Origin of the sequence: Thioclava sp. IC9 (genome assembly GCF_002213225.1) — a bacterium.
In the GTDB taxonomy this organism is placed as follows: Bacteria; Pseudomonadota; Alphaproteobacteria; order Rhodobacterales; family Rhodobacteraceae; genus Thioclava; species Thioclava nitratireducens.
On the sequence record NZ_NBNX01000001.1, the window covers coordinates 1,138,792 to 1,157,851 of the forward strand.

The 19,060-nt window shown below is 65.1% G+C and carries 20 protein-coding genes; 2 read left to right on the top strand and 18 right to left on the bottom strand.

What is annotated here, in order from left to right; genetic code table 11:
• Window positions 1-5: 5 nt before the first annotated feature.
• Both B6V76_RS05250 and B6V76_RS05255 read right to left on the bottom strand, forming a co-directional pair.
• Complete coding sequence (locus B6V76_RS05250; RefSeq protein WP_075774454.1) at window positions 6-779, bottom strand: gamma-glutamyl-gamma-aminobutyrate hydrolase family protein; 774 nt, start codon at window positions 777-779, stop codon at window positions 6-8.
• A 123-nt stretch (window positions 780-902) separates the two neighbouring features.
• Window positions 903-1,964, bottom strand: a complete 1,062-nt coding sequence (locus B6V76_RS05255) for a Hint domain-containing protein (RefSeq protein WP_088726835.1) — start codon at window positions 1,962-1,964, stop codon at window positions 903-905.
• 207 nt (window positions 1,965-2,171) lie between these two features.
• On the opposite strand from B6V76_RS05255, the gene B6V76_RS05260 reads away from it, so the two are divergent.
• Both B6V76_RS05260 and B6V76_RS05265 read left to right on the top strand, forming a co-directional pair.
• On the top strand, window positions 2,172-2,408 hold the full coding sequence (locus B6V76_RS05260) for a hypothetical protein (protein WP_088725103.1): 237 nt from the start codon (window positions 2,172-2,174) through the stop codon (window positions 2,406-2,408).
• 11 nt (window positions 2,409-2,419) lie between these two features.
• Window positions 2,420-2,767 (top strand): hypothetical protein, encoded by a 348-nt coding sequence (locus B6V76_RS05265; RefSeq protein ID WP_075774451.1) that lies wholly within the window; start codon window positions 2,420-2,422, stop codon window positions 2,765-2,767.
• Window positions 2,768-3,109: 342 nt separating this feature from the next.
• On the opposite strand, the gene B6V76_RS05270 is transcribed toward B6V76_RS05265, so the two are convergent.
• From B6V76_RS05270 to B6V76_RS05345, 16 genes are all read right to left on the bottom strand, one after another.
• The gene (locus B6V76_RS05270) at window positions 3,110-4,348 is read right to left on the bottom strand and encodes an aminopeptidase (RefSeq protein ID WP_088718921.1); all 1,239 of its coding nucleotides are present in this window, start codon (window positions 4,346-4,348) and stop codon (window positions 3,110-3,112) included.
• Between the two features lie 80 nt (window positions 4,349-4,428).
• Entirely contained in the window at window positions 4,429-5,400 is a 972-nt protein-coding gene (galE, locus tag B6V76_RS05275) for a UDP-glucose 4-epimerase GalE (protein ID WP_088726836.1), read from the bottom strand.
• The gene (locus tag B6V76_RS05280) at window positions 5,401-6,705 is read right to left on the bottom strand and encodes an SEL1-like repeat protein (RefSeq protein WP_088726837.1); all 1,305 of its coding nucleotides are present in this window, start codon (window positions 6,703-6,705) and stop codon (window positions 5,401-5,403) included.
• Window positions 6,706-6,725: 20 nt separating this feature from the next.
• The gene (locus B6V76_RS05285; protein WP_075774447.1) at window positions 6,726-7,205 is read right to left on the bottom strand and encodes a prepilin peptidase; all 480 of its coding nucleotides are present in this window, start codon (window positions 7,203-7,205) and stop codon (window positions 6,726-6,728) included.
• On the bottom strand, window positions 7,202-7,927 hold the full coding sequence (locus B6V76_RS05290) for a helix-turn-helix transcriptional regulator (RefSeq protein WP_157771571.1): 726 nt from the start codon (window positions 7,925-7,927) through the stop codon (window positions 7,202-7,204). The genes B6V76_RS05285 and B6V76_RS05290 overlap by 4 nt, the downstream gene beginning before the upstream one ends.
• A gap of 378 nt (window positions 7,928-8,305) precedes the next feature.
• Window positions 8,306-9,307 (bottom strand): type II secretion system F family protein, encoded by a 1,002-nt coding sequence (locus B6V76_RS05295; protein ID WP_088726838.1) that lies wholly within the window; start codon window positions 9,305-9,307, stop codon window positions 8,306-8,308.
• A 16-nt stretch (window positions 9,308-9,323) separates the two neighbouring features.
• Window positions 9,324-10,295 carry a type II secretion system F family protein gene (locus B6V76_RS05300; protein ID WP_088726839.1) on the bottom strand — a complete coding sequence of 324 codons (972 nt, stop codon included), beginning with the start codon at window positions 10,293-10,295 and terminating at the stop codon, window positions 9,324-9,326.
• Window positions 10,296-10,298: 3 nt separating this feature from the next.
• Entirely contained in the window at window positions 10,299-11,729 is a 1,431-nt protein-coding gene (locus B6V76_RS05305; protein WP_088726840.1) for a CpaF family protein, read from the bottom strand.
• A gap of 13 nt (window positions 11,730-11,742) precedes the next feature.
• Entirely contained in the window at window positions 11,743-12,642 is a 900-nt protein-coding gene (locus B6V76_RS05310) for a hypothetical protein (protein WP_141104879.1), read from the bottom strand.
• Window positions 12,643-12,660: 18 nt separating this feature from the next.
• Window positions 12,661-13,311: a TadE/TadG family type IV pilus assembly protein gene (locus B6V76_RS05315; protein ID WP_075774441.1), complete on the bottom strand. Its 651-nt coding sequence runs from the start codon at window positions 13,309-13,311 to the stop codon at window positions 12,661-12,663.
• Window positions 13,308-13,817: a TadE/TadG family type IV pilus assembly protein gene (locus B6V76_RS05320; RefSeq protein WP_075774440.1), complete on the bottom strand. Its 510-nt coding sequence runs from the start codon at window positions 13,815-13,817 to the stop codon at window positions 13,308-13,310. The genes B6V76_RS05315 and B6V76_RS05320 overlap by 4 nt, the downstream gene beginning before the upstream one ends.
• 5 nt (window positions 13,818-13,822) lie before the next feature.
• The gene (locus tag B6V76_RS05325) at window positions 13,823-15,337 is read right to left on the bottom strand and encodes a pilus assembly protein TadG-related protein (RefSeq protein ID WP_088726841.1); all 1,515 of its coding nucleotides are present in this window, start codon (window positions 15,335-15,337) and stop codon (window positions 13,823-13,825) included.
• 12 nt (window positions 15,338-15,349) lie between these two features.
• Window positions 15,350-16,156, bottom strand: coding sequence for a Flp pilus assembly protein CpaB (gene cpaB, locus B6V76_RS05330; protein ID WP_088726842.1), 807 nt, complete (start codon window positions 16,154-16,156; stop codon window positions 15,350-15,352).
• Between the two features lie 66 nt (window positions 16,157-16,222).
• Window positions 16,223-16,402, bottom strand: a complete 180-nt coding sequence (locus tag B6V76_RS05335; RefSeq protein WP_088726843.1) for a Flp family type IVb pilin — start codon at window positions 16,400-16,402, stop codon at window positions 16,223-16,225.
• 430 nt (window positions 16,403-16,832) lie between these two features.
• On the bottom strand, window positions 16,833-18,230 hold the full coding sequence (gene murD / locus B6V76_RS05340) for a UDP-N-acetylmuramoyl-L-alanine--D-glutamate ligase (protein ID WP_088726844.1): 1,398 nt from the start codon (window positions 18,228-18,230) through the stop codon (window positions 16,833-16,835).
• A gap of 215 nt (window positions 18,231-18,445) precedes the next feature.
• A complete protein-coding gene (locus B6V76_RS05345; RefSeq protein ID WP_088726845.1) occupies window positions 18,446-19,051 on the bottom strand; it encodes a hypothetical protein in 606 nt (201 codons plus the stop codon).
• Between the last annotated feature and the right edge of the window lie 9 nt (window positions 19,052-19,060).

The following is a 19,060-nucleotide window of genomic DNA, read 5'->3' on the forward strand; positions in this document are numbered from 1 at the left end:
GCGGCTCAGGCGACGCAGGCGGCGGGCCGTTCGCCGCGCGCCCAAGCGCGTACCGCATCGCCGAATGCCTCGAACAGAGGCCGCGAGACCGGATCTTCCGCCGCACGCCATTCGGGATGCCATTGCACCGATAGGGTAAACCCGGGGGCGTCCTTAACATAGATCGCTTCGGGAGTACCATCGGGGGCGCGCCCCTCGATCACGATCCGCGTACCAGCGGTGCAAACGCCCTGCCCGTGCAGCGTGTTGGTCTCGACCTCATCCGCGCCGAAGAGACGCGCAAACCTGCCGCCGGGTGTAAGCGTGACCATGTGACGGTTCGAGAACCCTTCCTCGAGCGTCCCCTCGGGGGGCATCCGGTGGTTCAATCGCCCGGGAAGCTCGCGGATCTCGGGGTGCAGCGTGCCGCCCATCGCGACGTTTACCTCCTGAAACCCCCGACAGATGCCAAGGAAGGGCTGCCCGTTTTCAACGCAGGCGCGCACCAGAGGCAGGGTGATCGCGTCGCGGGCACGGTCGAAGGTGCCGTGCTTTTCCGTCGGCTCTTCGCCATATTCATGCGGATGGACGTTCGGCCGCCCGCCGGTCAGCAGGAAGCCGTCGCAGACCTCCATCAACTCCTGAACGGACACATATTCGGGATCGGCGGGGATCAGCAGCGGGATGCAATCGGAGACCTTGCTCACCGCTTCCGAGTTGAGCTGCCCGCCTTCATGGACGGGGTAGCGGTCACCTACGAGGCCTCTATTGCCGATGATGCCGACGACGGGTCTGGTCATTGAATTCTCCTTTGTCCCGAAGCTAAGGCGGCGTTCGGGCGGAGAAAAGGCGCAAAATGCGCACGAAGCCGTGCATCTGACGCACAGCCCAAGCTTGCAGCGATCTCGCGCGGATTTGCCCGTTCACGCGGCCAGATCATGGCGCAGGATCGCGGCCTCGGAGGGCTTGAGCGCGCGACGGGCGAAGGCGCCGTAGCTAAGCGGATTTTCCTCGACCTCGGGCAGCAGCGCCTCGAGTCCGGCGCGCTGGTCGCGAGCGATCATCTCGAGCCGGGTCGAGGCGGGGTGGAAACTCTCCGTCTCGAGCCCGTTCGCGGTCAGCACCTGATGGCGCTCGAACATCAGGTGGATGTAGCTCAGGCCTTTTACCATGCCCTCGAAGCGGATCTCGCCGCCATTCACCAGATCGCATGCGCGCACCAGAACCTCGTCCTCGGCGAACAGCGCCTGTGCGGCGCGGCCCCGCACCAGCATCCGGTGCTGCGGCGACACGATCAGATCGCGGTCGGGCCGCGCGATGCCGAACGCTCCGGCCGAGATGCGCACCGGGCGCAGATGCGGCATCGCATGGAGCCGCGCGCCGGAGATGTCGCGCTTCCCGATCCAGCAGATCGGCTGCGCCCCGTCATCGCGGGTCATCACGCGGTCGCCCTCGCGCAAAGCTTCGACCGGGCGGCGGCCCCGGTCGGTTTCGATCAGCGTGCCGGGCGTGAAACAGATGACGCCCGCAGGTCCCTGCCGCGCCGCTTTCGGTCGCAGATCGAGGGCGCGATCAACCACCCACAGATCGCTGTCCACCGGCGGCATCCGACCGGCGAACATCAAGATGCGGGTGCCGCTTTCGGGCAGTTCGATCAGGGTGACGACATAGGCGTGATAGCCATCAGTCACGGTAAAGCTTTGATTGGGCGTCTCGATCTCGTCGGGCTCGTCGAGCGTGCGGGGGCTTCCCACCGCCTCGCCCAAAAGGCGGCGCACCGCGCGGGCGGCTTTCGTGCGCCGCTCCGCCTCGCCGCGCGCATTATGCAGGATGAGCCGATCGTTTGGCCCGTCGACGCAGATCGCCTGCCCCGTCCAGCGCCAGCACGCGCCAACGGTCACGACCTCCAGCGGCGGCACCGGCGTGCCGTCGACCTCTGTCTGCGCCCATGAAATGACGAAGGTGCCCTGATAGCCCGCCTTCATTGCTCTGATCCTGCCCGTATTTTTGCGAGGACTTATGTCTGCCCCCTGCTTATTGACTGTAACGGTATCATGATGAATTTCCGATGTGAATCCCCATCTTGACGCTTGGGGCAAGCCGCATTCACCGAAACTTGCGCGCGCCCGAGCTTGCCCCGCGCCCGCGCAACTGCATCTTCCGTCGGGAAGAGCAGCCTGAGGAGACTCACGATGAAAGCTATTGCCCTGATCGCAGCCCTCGCCTGCGCCGCGATGCCGTCGCTGGCCGCCGCGCAGCAGCAGCCGCTCAATGCGATTGAGATTCAGCGCGTTCACGCTCTGGTCGGAAATGTCGACCTGTCCAACCTCACCGACCGCCAGATCGTGCAGATCAAGGACGCGCTGGTTCAGAATGTCGATCGCACCGCGAAAGAGACGCTCATCCGCATGGCGCTGAAGAAGAAATGAGGAACCTGCTTATGACCATTCGACTTACCGCTTCCGCGCTTGGTTGCAGCCTGGCAGTCGCTCTTGGCCTCGGCACCGGCATTGCGCAAGCGGGCGCCGCGTCGCAACCGCCTGGCGGCCTCGGTCCGCAAGCTCCCAAACCGCAAAGCTCGAGCGGCCCCGACCCGGCCTATTTCATGCCCGCCAATCCGCATCTCAGCATGCTCGATCAGACGCGCGCCGCGAAATTCGCAAAAGGCAAGTCGCTCGAAGATATCGGCTTCACGCAAGTCGCGGCGATCGAGAACGCATTGCTGCATCCCTCGCTCGCGCAGAACCGCGAGGCGCTCATTACCAAGAGTCTCGATACCGGTCAGTGAGCAATACGGGAATTCGGGCTCTTTCCGCTCAGGCTGGGCACCGCCCGGCCTGAACGCGTTTTCGGGGAGGAGGATCGAAAATCCGCGTCGGCCGGGCGGCCCTTCACACGGCGCAAGATGCGCGGGTTGCCCAAGAGGGTCAGCCAAGCCCGACCCTTGCTTTCAGATTTCGCCTAGTTTCCGTTTTCGTCAAGCGGCACCCGCGTAGCGCGGTGCCCTGCTACCCCGACCGTTTCGAACTGCGCAGAACGGGGCGAAATTCCCTGCATCCGCACAAAAAATAAGCGCCCGACACACCAATCGGCGTGTCGGGCGCTATACTTTGTCAGGTTCCGCGGGCGATCAGGCCCATTCGCCCTTGCGGAAGACCGGCACGCGGGTGCCGTCGGGTTTGATCCCGTCGATATCAGTCTCGGGACCGCCGATCATCCAGTCGACATGGATCATCGAGCTGTTGCCGCCCTTCGCCGCGACCTCGTCCTCGCTCAGTTCGCCGCCATTGATGAAGCACTTCGAATAGCACTGCCCCATCGCGATATGGCAGGCCGCGTTCTCGTCATAGAGCGTGTTGAAGAACAACAGCCCCGAGGCCGAGATCGGCGAGCCGTTCGGCACCAGCGCGACCTCGCCCAGACGGCGCGCGCCCTCGTCGGTGTCGATCAGCTTTTGCAGCACCGCCTCGCCGCGGCTGGCCTTCGCCTCGACCACTTTGCCGCCCTCGAAACGCATCTCGATATTCTCGATCAGGCTGCCTTGATGCGACAGCGGTTTGGTCGCGCGAACGATCCCGTCGACGCGCTCGGCATGGGGCGTGGTGAAGACCTCTTCGGTCGGGATGTTCGGGTTGCAGACGACGCCGTTATTGGCCTCCGAAGCGCCGCCGCTCCACTCGTGATCGTCGGCGAGGCCCACGGTCAGATCGGTGCCACCACCGGTGAAGTGCAGCGCCGAGAAGCGCTGCTCGTTCAGCCAGTCGCGGCGCTTGCGCAGGGCGGCGTTATGCGCCTCCCAAGCGGCGACGGGATCAGGTTGATCGGCGCGCGAGGCGGCGAAGATTGCGTCGGCCAGTTTGCCCACGGCCTCCTCTTCGGGCAGGTCGGGGAAGACGCGCTTGGCCCAGGCCACGGTCGGGTAGCTCACGATCGACCAGTTGATCTCGAAATTCGAGATTTTCTCCAGCGCCGGCTTGTAGGCGATGGAGTTGGCCTTGCCCGCGCGCGAGACTTTTTCCGGGTCCTGTTCCGACAGCAGCATTGGGTCTTCGCCAACGATCGCCATGCGGGCCGCGCCGCCTTCGTAGGCTTTCGCCATGCCCTGATAGAGCCAGTCGGGCGCACGGTCGAAGCTGGCATCCTTGGCGTTCTCGAACCGGGCCAAGGTGATCTTGCCATCGCTGAGGATCGGGGTGAACGTGCCAGCGCCCGCGCGATAGGCTTCGGCGGCGATCCGGCGCACCAGCGGCAGCGCCTCGACGGGCGCGGTCAACACCAGATCCTGACCGTCTTGCAGGTTCAGCCCCACCTGCACGGCAACCTCGGCCAGCCGGTCGAGAAGTTGCGGATCGATTGCGTCGCTTGCCATGAGAGCCTCCTGAATTGCGTTGAGCCGCAAGATAGATGGCTGGGCGGCAGGCTCAACCCCGGCGATGGGCGAACCCGAGGTCAGAGACCGAACCACGGGGCGGCATGGGACACGATCTCGTCAAGTTCACGGTAGCGCGCGGTAAAGCCCAGAGCGTCGCGCGCCCGCGACGGATCGGCCACCAGTTCCGCCGGATCGCCGGGGCGGCGCAGCGCGTCCTCGAAGGGCACCTTGCGCCCCGTCACCCGCTCGACCGAGGCGATCACCTCGCGGATCGACGCGCCCCGTCCGGTCCCTAGGTTCAGTTTCAAGCTATCTCCGCCGCCCTCCAGGTGATCGAGCGCCAGAAGATGCGCGCGGGCCAGATCGTCGACATGGATATAGTCGCGGATGCAGGTGCCGTCGGGCGTCGGATAATCCGTGCCGAAGACCTTCACCGCCGGGCCCTGCCCCGAGGCCGCACGCAGCACCAGCGGGATCAGATGGGTTTCCGGGTCGTGGCGCTCGCCGATCTCGCCGCTCGGATCGGCGCCGCTCGCGTTGAAGTAGCGCAGGGCCGCGAAACGCAGATCGGTCGCGGCAGCGGCATCTTCCAGCATCCATTCGCAGATCAGCTTGCTGCGGCCATAGGGGTTGATCGGATGCTGCGGCGTGTCGTCGGAGATCGGCAGCGTCTCGGGCGTGCCATAGGTGGCGCAGCTCGACGAGAAGACGATCTTGTCGAGCCCCACCGCCTGCATCGCGCCCAGAAGGGCGGTCATCCCGCCCAGATTGACGTCGTAATAGCGGGTGGGCTCGGCCACGCTCTCACCGACATAGGCCAGCGCCGCGAAATGGATCACGGCGTCGATCCGGTGGTCCTCGAGCGTCGCCTCGACCAGTTTTCGGTCGCGCAGATCGCCTTCGACGAGCGGCCCCCAGCGCACCGCATCGGCATGGCCGCGCGACAGATCGTCAAAGACCACAGGGGTGTGCCCCGCCTCGGCGAGCGCCTTGCAGCAATGCGACCCGATGAAGCCCGCGCCCCCGGTGACCAGAACCTTCGACGTCACTTAGGCGCCCCACCCGTCGCGCAGCATCGCCCCCACGATCTCGGGCGCGAGAACCCCGTCACGGCAGGCCATATCGCCCGGCATCTTGCCGCAGGCGCGCTCCATCGCGCGCAGCGTTCCGCGCCCGGCGAAGCCGTCGAGCGGGCCACGGTACAGCCCCTGCTTGGCGAGATGTTTCTGGATCAGATAGACTGCGAGCCTCGGATTGGCCTTGAAAAGGTCGCGTGCCTCTGCGGCGGACATATTGGCCATGGCCGGCGCGATCTCTCCGGCGAGCGGCGCGAAATCTGCGTCGTGCCGATGCATCGCTGCGCGGATGGTCATCTCGTAATTCGCCCGCTCTTCCGGCGTGAACAGATCAGCATGCGCTTCTAGGAACGTCGACGCCCCCTTGGGATCGCGCCGCACGTTGTAGGCGTTGCCATCGCGCAAGAGACCGACGAGATAGCGCGCCGCCGTGCGGTTGCCTGCTTCGGCGGCCTCACGCAGTTGCGCCACCGCCATCTTGCCATCACCGCGCATCGAGATGCCCCAGATGCGGCGTGTGGCGTCGAGCACTTCGATCCGCTCGTTTCCGGCCGCACGGGCGGCCTTGGCGTAGCCGTCGAACTTGGCCCGCGAGACCTTGCCGCTGCCGAGATAGCCATACATCGCGCCCTCGGCCAGCGTCGCATAAGCGCTGCCGATGCCCGCGGCCCCTGCGCGCTGCAACATCGTCTCAGCCGCGGCCGGATCGCGCTGCGACCACATCATCTCCTCGCCAAATTTCCACAAGCCGGTCGCGTCGCCCGCCTCCGCCGCAGTCTCGAACAGGTCGCGCGCCTTTTCGCGGTTCCGGGGCACGCCGATGCCATAGAGATAGGCTTCGCCCAGCTTGATCGCCGCATCCCGGTTTCCCGATTTCACCTGCGCCTCGAGAAGGGCCCGGCCACGGTCGGTGTCGCGCGGCAGCACCCAGCCGCCCAGCAATTGCTCGCCCAGCACGCGCGCGGCGCCAGCATCGCCGGCATCCGCGGCTTGCGACAGGAGCTCCGTCGCGCGGGCGCGATCCGTCGGGACCGGACCACCCCAGAGGAGCAGCTCTCCGGCCATCCGCGCGGCCTGGGCATTACCCTCCGACGCCGCGCGTTCCAGCATCGCGAGCCCCGTCTCGGGATCGGCGGGAACCTTCGGTGTCCCCCAGATCAAATCATGAGCACGCGCCGTCGTGTCGGGCTGCGTCTCCTCTGCCTGCACCGCGCCACCTGCGACGCAGAGCACGAGGGCGAAAGCCCCCAACGTGTCGGTCCAAATCTTGCGTGACATAGGTCCTCCCTTGGCGGGGCCTACCCGCCGACCAGATAAGGCAAAGCCAGACCGGCAAGCGCGATCGAGACGCCCATCGGGAGCTTTCCCCGTGCGTAACAGCTCTTCCAACCCAAGCGAGGCCCGAGGCGCGCCGCAACTGGCGCGCTTTGCAGCCCCATCGTCAGCGCCGAGCCTGCGAAAAGCGCGACGGAAAAGGCGATCAAAAACTCCCCCATCGCCGCAGAGGGCACGAACAGCATCAGGGCCGCGAGGAATTTCACGTCCCCGCCTCCGAAGGCGCGCAGCACGAAGAAGACGTAGCCAACCGCGAAAGTGATCGCTGCCGCGGCCAGCCGCAGGCTCAGCTCGTGCAGAGCCAGGAACGGCGCGCAGAGCGCAAAGAAGCCCAGCGTAATCAGCACGATCCTGTTTGGGATGCGCATCTCGCGCAGATCGCTGAGCGCGACCCAGATCAACACCGGGGCCAGCGCCGCCAGCGGCAGGAGTTGCGCAGTCATGCGACCCGTCCGGATTTCGCGCCGCCGAGTTCGAACGGCAGTCCGGAGACAAGCTGGAAGGTCAATTCCGCCAAGTTGCGCGCGCCGGTCTTGGAATAGAGATTGCTTAGATGGGTGCGCAGGGTGGATTCCTTGATCCCCAGCTCCGCAAGCATCTGATCGGGCGACTGGCCATGGCGCAGCAGCAGGCAGACGCGATATTCCGAACGGCTCAGGCGCGCCGGGTTATCCGCGCTCAGGATCGGCGAGCCGATGAGCGGCGCGGCCTGCTTGGCGGCCGATTTCAGCAAGCTCTCGGTGAACATGCCTCGCGCGCGGTTGTGCCAGGTGCGGCTAAGCGTATCGCCAAGGGTCGTCAGCACAGCCTGCTGATACTGGCGCAACTTCTCGGTGAAATGCAGCTCCAGCGTATCGACCCAGCGATCGCTGATCTCGAGCGGGATGACCACCATCTCGATCAGGTTGCGACGGGCGAGTGCCGAGGCGACCGCAGGCGGCACGTCCTCGTCCTGCATCGAGCGATACCAAGTCGAGCCCTTCTTCGCCTTGTCCAGGTAATCGCCCAGCAGATCGCCCGCGAAGCTTTGCTCCAAGGGGATCCGGCAACCCGATCTCGCCCTGTCATGAACCAGCGCCCGCGCCGGTGCGCCCGCATCTCGCGGATAGCGCGCCAATATGATGGCCTCGGCCCCGATACTGTCGGTCAGATATCTCAATGCCATGCGGAGCGGGTTCGTCCCGTGCAGACACTCACACCACTGTGCAACGGCCCCAATCATGCCCGCTTCGATAGCGCGCTCCTGCCCGGGCGGTGCCCCGGCTGTTCCATAGTCTCGCATGGTCCCCACCATCCCCAGAAACTATTATATGTGGCCCCTTTTCTTAGCGTGACAGCGCGTGGGCCATCTCTAAGCGTAACTCCTAAATGGTTTAATTCCTAAGCTAGCCATTTGGACTATATCCACAGAACCCAGGAATGTATCCACAGGCAACCGATACACCCAAAGGTTGCAATTTCGGCATTTAGGTCGAAATTTCGTCCGTAAAAATTGCCCGTAAACAATGCCTTGGGAAAAGCGCCGATTTGGAAACGATTCGAATTACTGGGCGTAGTTCATAAAATATCGAATCACCACGGGGCCGACCGCGATCAGGATCAGCGCCGGCAGCATCAGCGAAGCGAGAACCCCGGACATCTGCACCGGCAGGCGATTGGCCTTTTCCTGCGCGCGCATCTCGCGGATGCCACGCAGATCGGCGGCATAGGTTGTCAGGGCCTGTGCCATGGACGCCCCGAAGCGCAGCGACTGGCTCGCGACATTGGCGAAAGCGCGCACGGTCTCGACCCCGGTGCGGTCGGCCATGTCCCGCAGGGCCGCCTCGCGCTCGCGACCGGCCTGGACCTGTCGCTGCACCGAGAGGAACTCGAAGGAGATCTCCGGCGAGGTCTCGGCCAGTTCGTTGCCGACGCGAGTCATCGCCGCATCGAACCCCATGCCGCTCTCGATGGCGACCTGCATCAGGTCGAGCGCGTTCGGAAAGCTTTCCTCGATGCGCAACCGCCGCTCACGCATCCGGCCGTTTAGCCACATCAGCGGCAGCAGGTAACCGCCAGCGACAAGGCCGGTGAGTATCTGGTAGGTCGCGATACCGCTCAGGCTGCCGAGGCGGGCATCCAGCCCCAGCGGCAGCGCGATGTCGGGGCTACGCGCGGCGATCAGGAGCCCCATGAAAATCCCCGGCAGACCGATCCCCAGCGCGATCCGGATCAGAGTGAAGCGGCGCAAGGCGCTCGCCCCGGACAGCCCGGCCTGCGCGAGTTTGCGTTCGAGCTTGGAGCGGGTCTGGCGGTCTGCGGGCACGAAAGCCTTCAGGATCTGACCCGGACGGGCCTCCGGCGCCTTGAGATAGCCATGCTCGGCACGTCCCCCCGTTTTCGGCCCGCCAATGGCCGCAATGCGCTCGGCGGCGCGGTCGCGCTGGAAGGCGGCCTGAAGCCCGACGATCAGCAGCAGCAGGCCGAAGCCGATCCCGGCGGCCAGAAGCGTTTCGGGCTCGATGCCCATCCGAAGCGCAAAATCCTCGATCCGTGTCATCAACATGGTCTCTCTCCCCGGCTCAGATCCGGAACTGCACCAAGCGGCGCAGCACCACGGCATTCAGGACAATCAGCGTGATGACGATGATCGCCATCGTGCGGAACATCGGCTGATCGGCGACCTCGCCATAGTAATTGGGCGAAATCAGCGAGGTGAAGCCGAACATGATGAAGGGCAGAGCGGTCAGGAACCACGCCGAGGCGCGTCCCTCCGCCGAGATCGCGCGGATCTTGCGCCGCATCGAGATCCGGCCCCGCGTCGTCGCCGCCAGCACTTCGAGGACGCGGGCGAGATCGCCGCCCGTGCCATGCTGGATGCCGATGCTGGCCGCGAGATAATCGGCGTCTTCCAGCCCCACCCTCTCGGCGAATTCCAGCACCGCGTCAGGAAGATCTTCACCGTAGGTGACCTGATCGAAGATGATGCCGAACTCGGTGCCGATCGGGTCCGGCATTTCCTCGGCCACGGCGCCGATCGACATGTTCAGCGGATGGCCGATCTTCAGACCGCGCGCCAGCATGTCGAGCGCGTCGGGAAGTTGGCCGGTCAGCACCTTCATCCGCTGCGTCGCCCGCGAGCGCAGGACCAGAAAAGGCAGCACCAGCCCGATGACCAGTGCCGCCGGGGCCGCCCGCAACGGGCCGAGCGGCGCAAGCGCGAGTACGAAACTCCCGATCGTAAGCGCGGCGCAGAGCAGCAGGAATTTGTCCGGCCCGATCCGGAAGCCCGCACGATGCAGCAGGCGCGGCAGGTCGAAGCTCTTGGGGAGCCGCGCGATCCATCCCTTGCGCGGATTGGGCTTGAGCAGCGCAAGCACCTCCTCGGTGTCGCGGCCCTTCGCGATCATCTTCATCCGGCGGCTCTTGGCCTCGCCGCTGGTCTCCGTCCGGTTGAGCAGATGCAGCCCCCCGGTCAGCGCCAGCAGCACGCCAAGCGCGATGCCGCTATAGGCGACATAGGCGGCAAGGTCTTTTTCGATTATCTCCCACATGGCTCAGTGCCCCCGCATCTTGAAATCAGTCGGATCGACCGCGACGCCCGCTGCGATCAGGTCTTCGAGGCAGCGCGGGCGCAGGCCGGTGGCGGTGAACTCGCCCTCGATCGCGCCATCTGCGGTGGTGCCGGTCTTCCGGAACGTGAAGATGTCCTGCATCATCACGATATTGCCCTCCTGCCCGGTGATTTCCGAGATCGACAGTACCCGGCGGCGGCCGTCGGAGAGGCGCGCAATCTGCACCACGATGTCGAGTCCGGAGGCGATCTGCGAACGGATCGCGGTCAGCGGCATGTCGAGGCCGATCATGGTCACCATCTGCTCGATCCGCCCCAGGGCATCACGGGCGGAATTGGCGTGGACGGTGGTCATCGAGCCGTCATGGCCGGTGTTCATCGCCTGCAACATGTCGAAGGCTTCCGAGCCGCGCACCTCGCCCACGATGATCCGGTCGGGCCGCATCCGGAGCGCGTTCTTCACCAGATCGCGCTGGAGCACCGCGCCCTGCCCGTTCGGATTTGGCGCCCGGGTTTCCAGCCGCACGACGTGCTCCTGCTGCAGTTGCAGTTCCGCTGCATCCTCGATCGTCACGATCCGCGTGCGCGGGTCGATGGCGGCAGAGATCGCGTTCAGCAGCGTCGTCTTGCCCGAGCCGGTGCCGCCGGAAATCAGGATGTTCTTGCGGGCATGGACTAGCCCCTGCAGGAACCGCGCCGCCGCCCCGGTCATCATCCCGGTCTCGACGAGCCGCTCCAGCGTATAGGGCTGGCGCGAGAACTTGCGGATCGAGAGGCTCGGCCCGTCGATCGCGCAAGGCCGGATGATCGCGTTCACGCGGCTGCCGTCATCGAGCCGCGCATCGACCCAAGGGGTGCTCTCGTCGATCCGGCGGCCCACCCGCGAGACGATCTTGTCGATGATCCGGAGCAGATGACGCTCGTCGCGAAAGCGCACCGCGGTGCGCTCCAGCACGCCGTGACGTTCGACGAAGACGCGGTTGCAGCCGTTGACGAGAATATCGTTGATCGAGGGATCGGCCAGCAACGGCTCGAGCGGGCCAAGGCCCAGCACCTCGTTGAGAAGCTCGTCGACCAGCGTCTTGAACTCCTCCGCGCGCAGCGGGGTTTTCGCGTCGCGCAGTTCTTCGCTGACCAGTGCGGCCACTTCGCGGCGGAGTTCCTCAGGCACGACCTTGTCGAGCATCGACAGGTTCAGCCGATCAAGAAGCGCATCGTGCAACCGGCTTTTCAACTCCAGCGCGCGGCGCTGGCTTTCTTCGTCGATCGAAGGCGCCGCCGGTTTCGGCGGGTTCTTTTGCGCGACCATCTCGCGCGCCTCTTTCGGCGGACTTCCCGCGAAGGGTTTGCCGAGCGGGATCACCTTCTCGGTCTCGGTACGTTTGGACCCGCGATCCGTGAAATTGCGAAACATCTCGTGTTCCCCCTCAGTTCGACCGGGCCGCGCTCTGTGCGAGCCGCCCTTTCGCAAGACCGGCGATCGCTTTCGACAAGGCGGAGCGCCGTCCGATCCGCGCCAGCGGCACTCCGCGATCGGCGGCCTCCCGTGCGGCGCGCGGGTCGTCGGGAAGCCAGTGGCTGAGGTCGCGATCGAGCGCCTTCGCCGCTTCCTGCTGCAGCCGTGAGCGCATCAGCGGACGGCTTTGATGGTTCACGACCACCTCGATCTCCAGCGCGAGGTTTTCCTCGCGATAGGCGTCGATCAGGCGGCGTGCCTGCTGCAGCGACGGGACCGCGAGATCGGTCACCAGATACAGCAAGGAGGCGCGCGCCAGCACCGGCGAGACCCAGTCGATCAGCGCATGCGGCAGATCGACGATGACGTAATCGCAGCGCGCCTGCATCAGCGTGATCAGCTCGGTCACCTGATCGGCCCCGAGCGCGCCGAGCGGCGCAAAGGCGGCAGGAGCGCAGAGCACTTCCAACCCGTCTTTCGAATATTGCAGCGACTGGTCGAGGAAGGTCTCATCGGGCATCGCGCCGCTACGCGCCATGTCGTAGAGCGCCGGGCTCGGCTCGAGGTCCAGGAACCCCGCGACCATGCCGAATTGCAGGTCGAGGTCAATCAAGCCGACGCGGCGCGGCGCCTGCCCTTTCTTGGCGCCCTGCGCCGAGAGCTGATGCGCGAGGTTCACCGCCAGCATCGTCGCCCCGATGCCACCACGGCTGCGCGCAACCGCGATCACCTGGCCTTCATCGTCGGGTGCCTCCGTCTGCGCCATACGCCCGGTCTCGGCAGAAAAGCTCAGCCGGCGCTTGGCGGGTGCGGCAAGGTCGCGAGCGCTCGGCTCGGGCACCAGGACCATCGGATTGGTTCTACGAGTCATTTCATCTCTCCCCTTGCTTTAGCTACCCGCGCCCTGCGCGAGATCCTCGCCCGGCATCGACGTACTCATGCTCGGGAAGGCGATATCTGCATCAAGATTTTCATCGGCGGTGCCCGTCACGAGCCCCACCAGCGCGCCCAGCGGCGTCGCGAATTCGAAGTTCACATTCTGCAATTCGACCGTGACCATCGGCACATAGGGCCCGCCGAGGAACCCGAGTTCGGGATCGTAGGAATAGCTGAAGGACAGGTTCGCCGCGCTCGAGCCATTGGGCAGCGCCGGGGCCACGATCGGCCAGATCTCGGCCACGGTCGGATTCGTCATCGCGCCCGAGCAGCTTACCGTCGCAGGTGCGGAGCAGACCCAGCTCTCGGCGCTGCAATTGGTGCCGAATTGCGGCTCCGCCTGGTCCTTCGGCGTCACGCCGCGCGTATTCGTCTCGGGCACACCGGCGCAGGCCGGCGGGCGCACCGCGGCGAGCCGCGCCGCAACCTGCAGCCCGCGCTGCATGTTCACGTAGTGATAGGCCAGACGACCGAAATCCAGCAGCCCGAAGAACACCAGCAGGTAGAGGCCGAAGACCAGCGTGAACTCGACAAGGGTCGCGCCCTCTTCGTCACGCAGGAAGCGGCGGAAGCCATGTGCCCGATATGCGAAACGCGCGCTCATGAGCCGAAGACCCGGTTCTGGTCGGCGACGACCGTGGTCACGGTGCCGAGCGTGGAGGGCGTCACGAGGGTGAAGAGACCGGCGAAGGGGAAAGTGATCGTCACATTCGCCGCAACTTCGACGATTGGCGCATCGCCGAAACGATAGCTTCCTGCGATGCAGTCGAGGCTCGGTTCGACGCTGGTGACTGTCACGCCGCCGCCCAGAACGCTGCCGCCGGTGATCGCGTTGCCGACGATATTCGCGAGCGTCGCCGCCTGACCGTCGACGCTGCCACCGGTTTCGCAGATGCTGCGCGGAGTGATGCGGGCGAGGTAGCGGCTCGCATCGCGCACCCCGCCGATCACCGTCTGGTAGGCGAGGAACATCCGCCCGCTCTCTATGATCGCGGCAAACAGGATCAGCATCAGCGGCAGCACCAGCGCAAATTCCACCAGCTGCGCACCCTCATCATCGCGCCAGATCCGGCGCGGGCTGCGGAGGCGATATGCACGAAACCACCGCATCGCGTTCACCGGTAAAGCTGGACGACGTCGCGGACCATGCCGCCCGTGCCCAGTTCCTCTTGATCGCCATTGCTGGCAGAGCCGATAACCTCGCCCCAGATATCCATCGTCGGCGGGCTCGATCCGTCCTCGCCCACCGGCTCGGTCAGGAAGACCTTGACGAATTCCTTGACCGGCACGTTCGAGGCCGCACCCTTGATCACGGTGCCCGTCTCGGCGCTGCAATCGATCCCCGCGACGATCAGCACGCGGCGGTCGGCATTGGGGGCAGCAGCGGGCGCGCAGCTAGGCAGCCCCGTCTCCGCGCGTCCCGAAAGGATGTCGCCGCCATTTGCCGCCGCGATCTCGGCAAGATAGAGGTCATAGCGGGTCACGGCGTCGGCAAAGGGATCCGTCGCACCCTCTGCCGTGATGTCGATGCCGTAATTCTTCTGCATGTAGGTGATGCGACCCTGCGACCAGTCGCCATCGCCGAAGCGACCGCATGGCTCAGCTGCGCCCGGCATGAAGCAATCGTCACGCGGCAGACCGACCGTATCGGGCGAGACCTCCTCGTTCTCCTTGATGCAGGCGTTCTTGCTGGTGTTTTCCTTCCCGCTCGGGTTGGCAGCGACGATCCCCTTGATGACATTGGGTGCGGGCGCGTAATTGGGATCCTTGCTGAGGCCGTTCATGATCGACTGGTACATGTCGAAGCGCACATTGAAGATCGCCGCGTTGCGCCCTTCCTTCTGGCCCGGCTCGAGGTCGACGCCGCGCTGGTTGAAGCATTGGGTGATCTTGCTGACCGCACCGAGCAGGCAGGCGTCGAGCTGGGCTCCGGATTTATTCGCGCAGGGCCCGTCCTCGTCGACCTTGGCGCGTTTCGGATCGAGAAACCCGAAATCACCGGGCCCCCAGGCCGCGTCGCCGCCCCCGCCAGAGCGCAGCAGGATCATCTGTCCGATGTCCTTCTCCGCGTCGAAACCGGGCGGGACGCAGAACATCAAGGGTGTGACGTCGCAGGCCAGGATTTCGAGCCCCGCCACCGCCTGCGCCGAGGCCGAGCCGTCGAAAGCGTCATAGCCGCCCATCGTCGTGAAGGCCGCGGCGAATACCCCCTGAACTTCGCGTTCGTTGACGTCAACTCGGACGAAGGCGGCTTTTGTCGGATCGGTGGTGACCGCGTCTGTCGCGTCATTGTCGTTTGCCGGGAGCGCGCTGAGATAGGTCAGGGTCACGTCATTCGTGGCCCCAAGCACCCGCGAGCCAGTCGCGAAAGTCTGGCTGTCGACGATGAGTTGGGCCGCGGCATCGGCCCGCGTGATCGCGTCATTGTTGCCGTCAAGTTCGCCTGCCGCCGCCAAGGCCACCGAGTCCGCGAAGGATTGCAGCTCCGAGCGGGTGCTGCCGAGCCGCCCCAGATCGAAGGACAGCGCGACGAGCCCAAGCAGCACAACGAGGCTCATCCCGAAGAAGACGAGGATCGTCCCGTCTTCCTCTCTGGCGAAACGCCGGATGCTGTTCTGGATGCGCCCCATCGATCCCGAGCCTCACTTGATCGCGGTTTCGGTGACTTCGGTGCCGCGCCGGACGATCACGGTGCGGATCCTCGTCGGTTCGAGCTTGTTATTTGGGCGCTCGCTGAGAATGTCCGCGAGACCGATCGAAGGCAGCGGATCGCTCTCGGCGTCGTCCAGCGTGCGCAGCGTCAGGCTCAGCGTGCCCGCCTTCTGCGCGAGTGCGAGGCGCTGGCCCTGTTCGGGCGAAACCTCGACGGTGACTGTACGCGCCACGCCGGGGGTCTTCACCTTCTCATCGGCTTCCTGATCGACCCCGATGACGCGGACATCCTGCAAGATCGTCACGGTCTTAAGGGTCTCGTTCTTGCCGCGCGTCATCATCACGTCGACGCGGTCGCCCGGCGTCACGAAACCACCGACGCCGCTCGAGGCGTTGACCTCGATCGCCATTGCGCGGCTGTTCGGGCCGAGGGTCTGGACGATGGTGACCTTTTCGCCGTAATTCGAGACCTTGGAGGCGAGGATCAATTCGCCCTGCGCGATCTCGGCGCGGGCCCGGCGCGGCTCTCCGCCCGATTTCGGCAGGAGGGCTGCGTAATCGGTGAAGACACCCGGCGGCAGCGCGTCTTTCGGCCAGGAGATCGAGGTCAGCTTCTGTGCCTCGATGGTCTGACCGAAAGGAATGTTCTGTGCAGCGGCGAGCACCTCGACGAGGCCTTCGCGCTCGGCGGCGACTTCGCGTTTGTATTTCGCCTCGAAGAAATCGCGCGCCAGGTAAGCCGAGCCACCTGCCACGGCGAGTCCTGCGGTGAAGGTCAGCAAAGATGCGATACGCATGGCGCTCTCCTCGTCAAATTGATGAAATAGCTGACCAGTCACAAAGTGATCTGGTCAGCTTTTGCTTTACTGCGGCATAATGCCTGCGGCCTTGCTCAACGTACCAACGATGGCGGTGGTGAGGGGGGTGAACGCAACCGCAGCAACACCGAGTGCCACCGCCAGCGCGATCCCGTATTCGACGACAGTGACGCCCTCTTCGTCATTCTTCAGACGGCGCAGCGAAGCGAGTTTGAACAGTTTCATGGTCTTTCTCCGTTTTGAGATGCCGGCCCACCCCGGCGTTTAAATCTGGCCCCGTGTCCCCTGTTGAGCCGGGCAGCCAAGATTCAGATTGCGAGGGTTTCGACGCGGAGGCATCGGCGCGGCGTCGCAATATAACAACTCAAAGTTGTATTTTTTGGCAGCGGTGCCGAAATCTGGACCCCGCACACGCCGATGGCCCCCGCGAATGCGCGGCAACGCCCAAGCTGCGATTCGTCGGTCGGGCGCGATTCTCGTCTTGTTGCGGAGGTTTGGCGCGTGCCACGGAATGACGCCGTTCAGGCTACTGCGCCGTTCGAGCTACGGCCCGCGCGCCGATGCGGTGACAAAAGCGCCAAAATCGACGGCTGCCCCGAAGCGGGACACCCGGTGTCACGAGATGGGCGGACGGTCCGCTCTGCGAAGGTCGACCTCAGCCGGGCAATGCGTCCACGAGCTGCGCGAAATGATCGCCGCGTTTCTCGAAATTCGGATATTGGTCGAAGCTCGCCGCGGCGGGCGCCAGCAGGACCGTGTCGCCCGCCTCGGCATCGCGGGCGCAGGCGGCGACGGCGGCTTCCATCGTCTCGCAAATCTCATGCTCGACCGCCAGTTCCAGCGCGAAATCGCGCGCGGAGTGGCCGATGAAATAGGCTTTTTTCACTGCACCGAGATGTTCGGAGAGCGAGGCCACCCCGCCCTCCTTGCCCAGACCGCCCGCGATCCAGCGGATATTCGGGAAGGCCTCGAGCGCCTTCGCGGCGCTGTCGGTATTGGTCGCCTTGGAGTCATTGACCCAGCGCACGCCGCCCTTTTCGGCGACGGTCTGGCTGCGATGCGGCAGTCCGGCGAAGGAATGAAACGCCTCTTCGATGACGCGCGGCGAAATCCCGAGCGCGCGCACGGCGGCATAGGCGGCGCAGGCGTTCTGGTGGTTATGCGCGCCAGGCAGCCCGGTCACCTCGCGCAGATCGATCGATGCTACCTGCTTGCCCTTGCGCCATTCGCTGAGGAACCCCTTGCGGGCGAAGACCGACCAGCCCCAGTCGCCCAGCTTGCGCGACGCGGAGACGCGGATCAGGCGGTCATCGTTGCGGCCCATCATGATCTGATTGGCAAGATAGATGCCTTCGGGCTCGTCTACGCCGATCACCGCGCGATCCGGGCCGCCTTCGGCGAAAAGACGACGCTTGGCCGCGAAATAGCCGCCCATGCCGGCGTGGCGGTCGAGGTGGTCGGGAGAGAGATTGGTAAAGACCGCGATGTCGGGCGTCAGAGCCCGCGCCAGATCGGTCTGATAGGAGGACAGCTCCAGCACCACGACCTCGCCATTTTCGGCCGGTTCCAGATCGAGCACGCCGCGCCCGATATTGCCCGCCATCTGGGTCGGGCGCCCGGCCTCTTCCAGAATGTGGTGGATCAGCGCCGTCGTCGTGGATTTCCCGTTCGAGCCGGTGACGCAGATCGTGCGCGGTGCCTGATCGTAGCGCATGAAATCGTCGGTGGCCCATGAGGCGAAGAACAGACCGACATCGTTGTCGACGGGCACGCCCGCCTCCATCGCCGCAGAGATCACTTGGTTCGGCTTGGGATAGAGATGCGGGATGCCTGGCGAGACGATCAGCGCCGCGACACCCTCGAAAGCGCCGTGGCGGGTCAGGTCGCGGCAGCTATAGCCTGCATCCTCGGCGCGCGCGCGGCCTTCGGGGCTGTCATCCCAACAGATCGGCTCGGCCCCGCCTGCGCGCAGCGCCGCCGCCGTCGCCAGACCCGAACGCCCGAGCCCGAGCACCGCCACCTTCTGTCCGTCAAAGCCCTGCACCGGGATCATGGAAGTCTCCTGTCGCCTCGCGGGAATGCCCCGCCCTTCAGACCTGTCGCGCTCAGCGCCGCAGGGGCCTGCCCCCGCACCTCCGGGATATTTGAACCGATACGAAGGGGAAAGGGGGAACACGGCGCGGAGAGGGCAAGACACGCAAAAACGGCGCGCACGGAGGGGGAGGAACCGTGCGCGCCGAAAAGGGTCTTCTTGGTCCGGTCGTTAGATTACGACTTCTGGTCTTGCTGCTTTTCGAGCTCCGTCAGGATATCCGACAGGCTCGCGTTGAGGGTCAGTTTGCCCGAGCCGACTTCCGACGCCGGAACGGTGATCTTGAACATCGAGACAGCCGTGTCGAGCGTGTCATCGGTGCGGACATAGACCTGGTCGGTCTTGCCCATGTTCATGACCTTCGTGATCGTACCGACCGCAGCACCGTCCGAAGACACGACGGCGTCGTCCACGCCTGCCTGAACCTCGTTACCGACGATGCCGGCATCCTTTTTCAGCTGGTTCTGCGCCGGGATCGATTCACCACCGTTCGAGGTTTGGCCGCTCGCAGTTTGCTCGGCCGTCGCGGCGCCGACCTTCTTGCCGGCGACACCGGCGGTGTTGTTGACGTCGCTCCCCGTGGTGACGTTCACGGCGGGCGGGTTGCCAGTGGAGGTCTGATCGTTCGGAACGACCTGCATCTTGTAATCGACGAGACCGTACTGGCCGTTCTCCGCGTTGCTGCCCTGGGTCACGCCATTTGCGTGGGTGGCAACGGCGCCGAGCGAGAGCGTAGCGGCAAGAGCGGTCGTCGAAAGGATGATGTTGAACTTGCGGGTCATCGGGGTCTC

Bases quoted from the DNA above. Each gene is read 5' to 3' on its own strand.
- B6V76_RS05250 (WP_075774454.1), bottom strand. From the start codon at position 779: ATGACCAGACCCGTCGTCGGCATCATCGGCAATAGAGGCCTCGTAGGT.
- B6V76_RS05255 (WP_088726835.1), bottom strand. From the start codon at position 1,964: ATGAAGGCGGGCTATCAGGGCACCTTCGTCATTTCATGGGCGCAGACA.
- B6V76_RS05260 (WP_088725103.1), top strand. From the start codon at position 2,172: ATGAAAGCTATTGCCCTGATCGCAGCCCTCGCCTGCGCCGCGATGCCG.
- B6V76_RS05265 (WP_075774451.1), top strand. From the start codon at position 2,420: ATGACCATTCGACTTACCGCTTCCGCGCTTGGTTGCAGCCTGGCAGTC.
- B6V76_RS05270 (WP_088718921.1), bottom strand. From the start codon at position 4,348: ATGGCAAGCGACGCAATCGATCCGCAACTTCTCGACCGGCTGGCCGAG.
- B6V76_RS05280 (WP_088726837.1), bottom strand. From the start codon at position 6,705: ATGTCACGCAAGATTTGGACCGACACGTTGGGGGCTTTCGCCCTCGTG.
- B6V76_RS05285 (WP_075774447.1), bottom strand. From the start codon at position 7,205: ATGACTGCGCAACTCCTGCCGCTGGCGGCGCTGGCCCCGGTGTTGATC.
- B6V76_RS05290 (WP_157771571.1), bottom strand. From the start codon at position 7,927: ATGGCATTGAGATATCTGACCGACAGTATCGGGGCCGAGGCCATCATA.
- B6V76_RS05295 (WP_088726838.1), bottom strand. From the start codon at position 9,307: ATGTTGATGACACGGATCGAGGATTTTGCGCTTCGGATGGGCATCGAG.
- B6V76_RS05300 (WP_088726839.1), bottom strand. From the start codon at position 10,295: ATGTGGGAGATAATCGAAAAAGACCTTGCCGCCTATGTCGCCTATAGC.
- B6V76_RS05305 (WP_088726840.1), bottom strand. From the start codon at position 11,729: ATGTTTCGCAATTTCACGGATCGCGGGTCCAAACGTACCGAGACCGAG.
- B6V76_RS05310 (WP_141104879.1), bottom strand. From the start codon at position 12,642: ATGACTCGTAGAACCAATCCGATGGTCCTGGTGCCCGAGCCGAGCGCT.
- B6V76_RS05315 (WP_075774441.1), bottom strand. From the start codon at position 13,311: ATGAGCGCGCGTTTCGCATATCGGGCACATGGCTTCCGCCGCTTCCTG.
- B6V76_RS05320 (WP_075774440.1), bottom strand. From the start codon at position 13,817: ATGCGGTGGTTTCGTGCATATCGCCTCCGCAGCCCGCGCCGGATCTGG.
- B6V76_RS05325 (WP_088726841.1), bottom strand. From the start codon at position 15,337: ATGGGGCGCATCCAGAACAGCATCCGGCGTTTCGCCAGAGAGGAAGAC.
- cpaB (WP_088726842.1), bottom strand. From the start codon at position 16,156: ATGCGTATCGCATCTTTGCTGACCTTCACCGCAGGACTCGCCGTGGCA.
- B6V76_RS05335 (WP_088726843.1), bottom strand. From the start codon at position 16,402: ATGAAACTGTTCAAACTCGCTTCGCTGCGCCGTCTGAAGAATGACGAA.
- murD (WP_088726844.1), bottom strand. From the start codon at position 18,230: ATGATCCCGGTGCAGGGCTTTGACGGACAGAAGGTGGCGGTGCTCGGG.
- B6V76_RS05345 (WP_088726845.1), bottom strand. From the start codon at position 19,051: ATGACCCGCAAGTTCAACATCATCCTTTCGACGACCGCTCTTGCCGCT.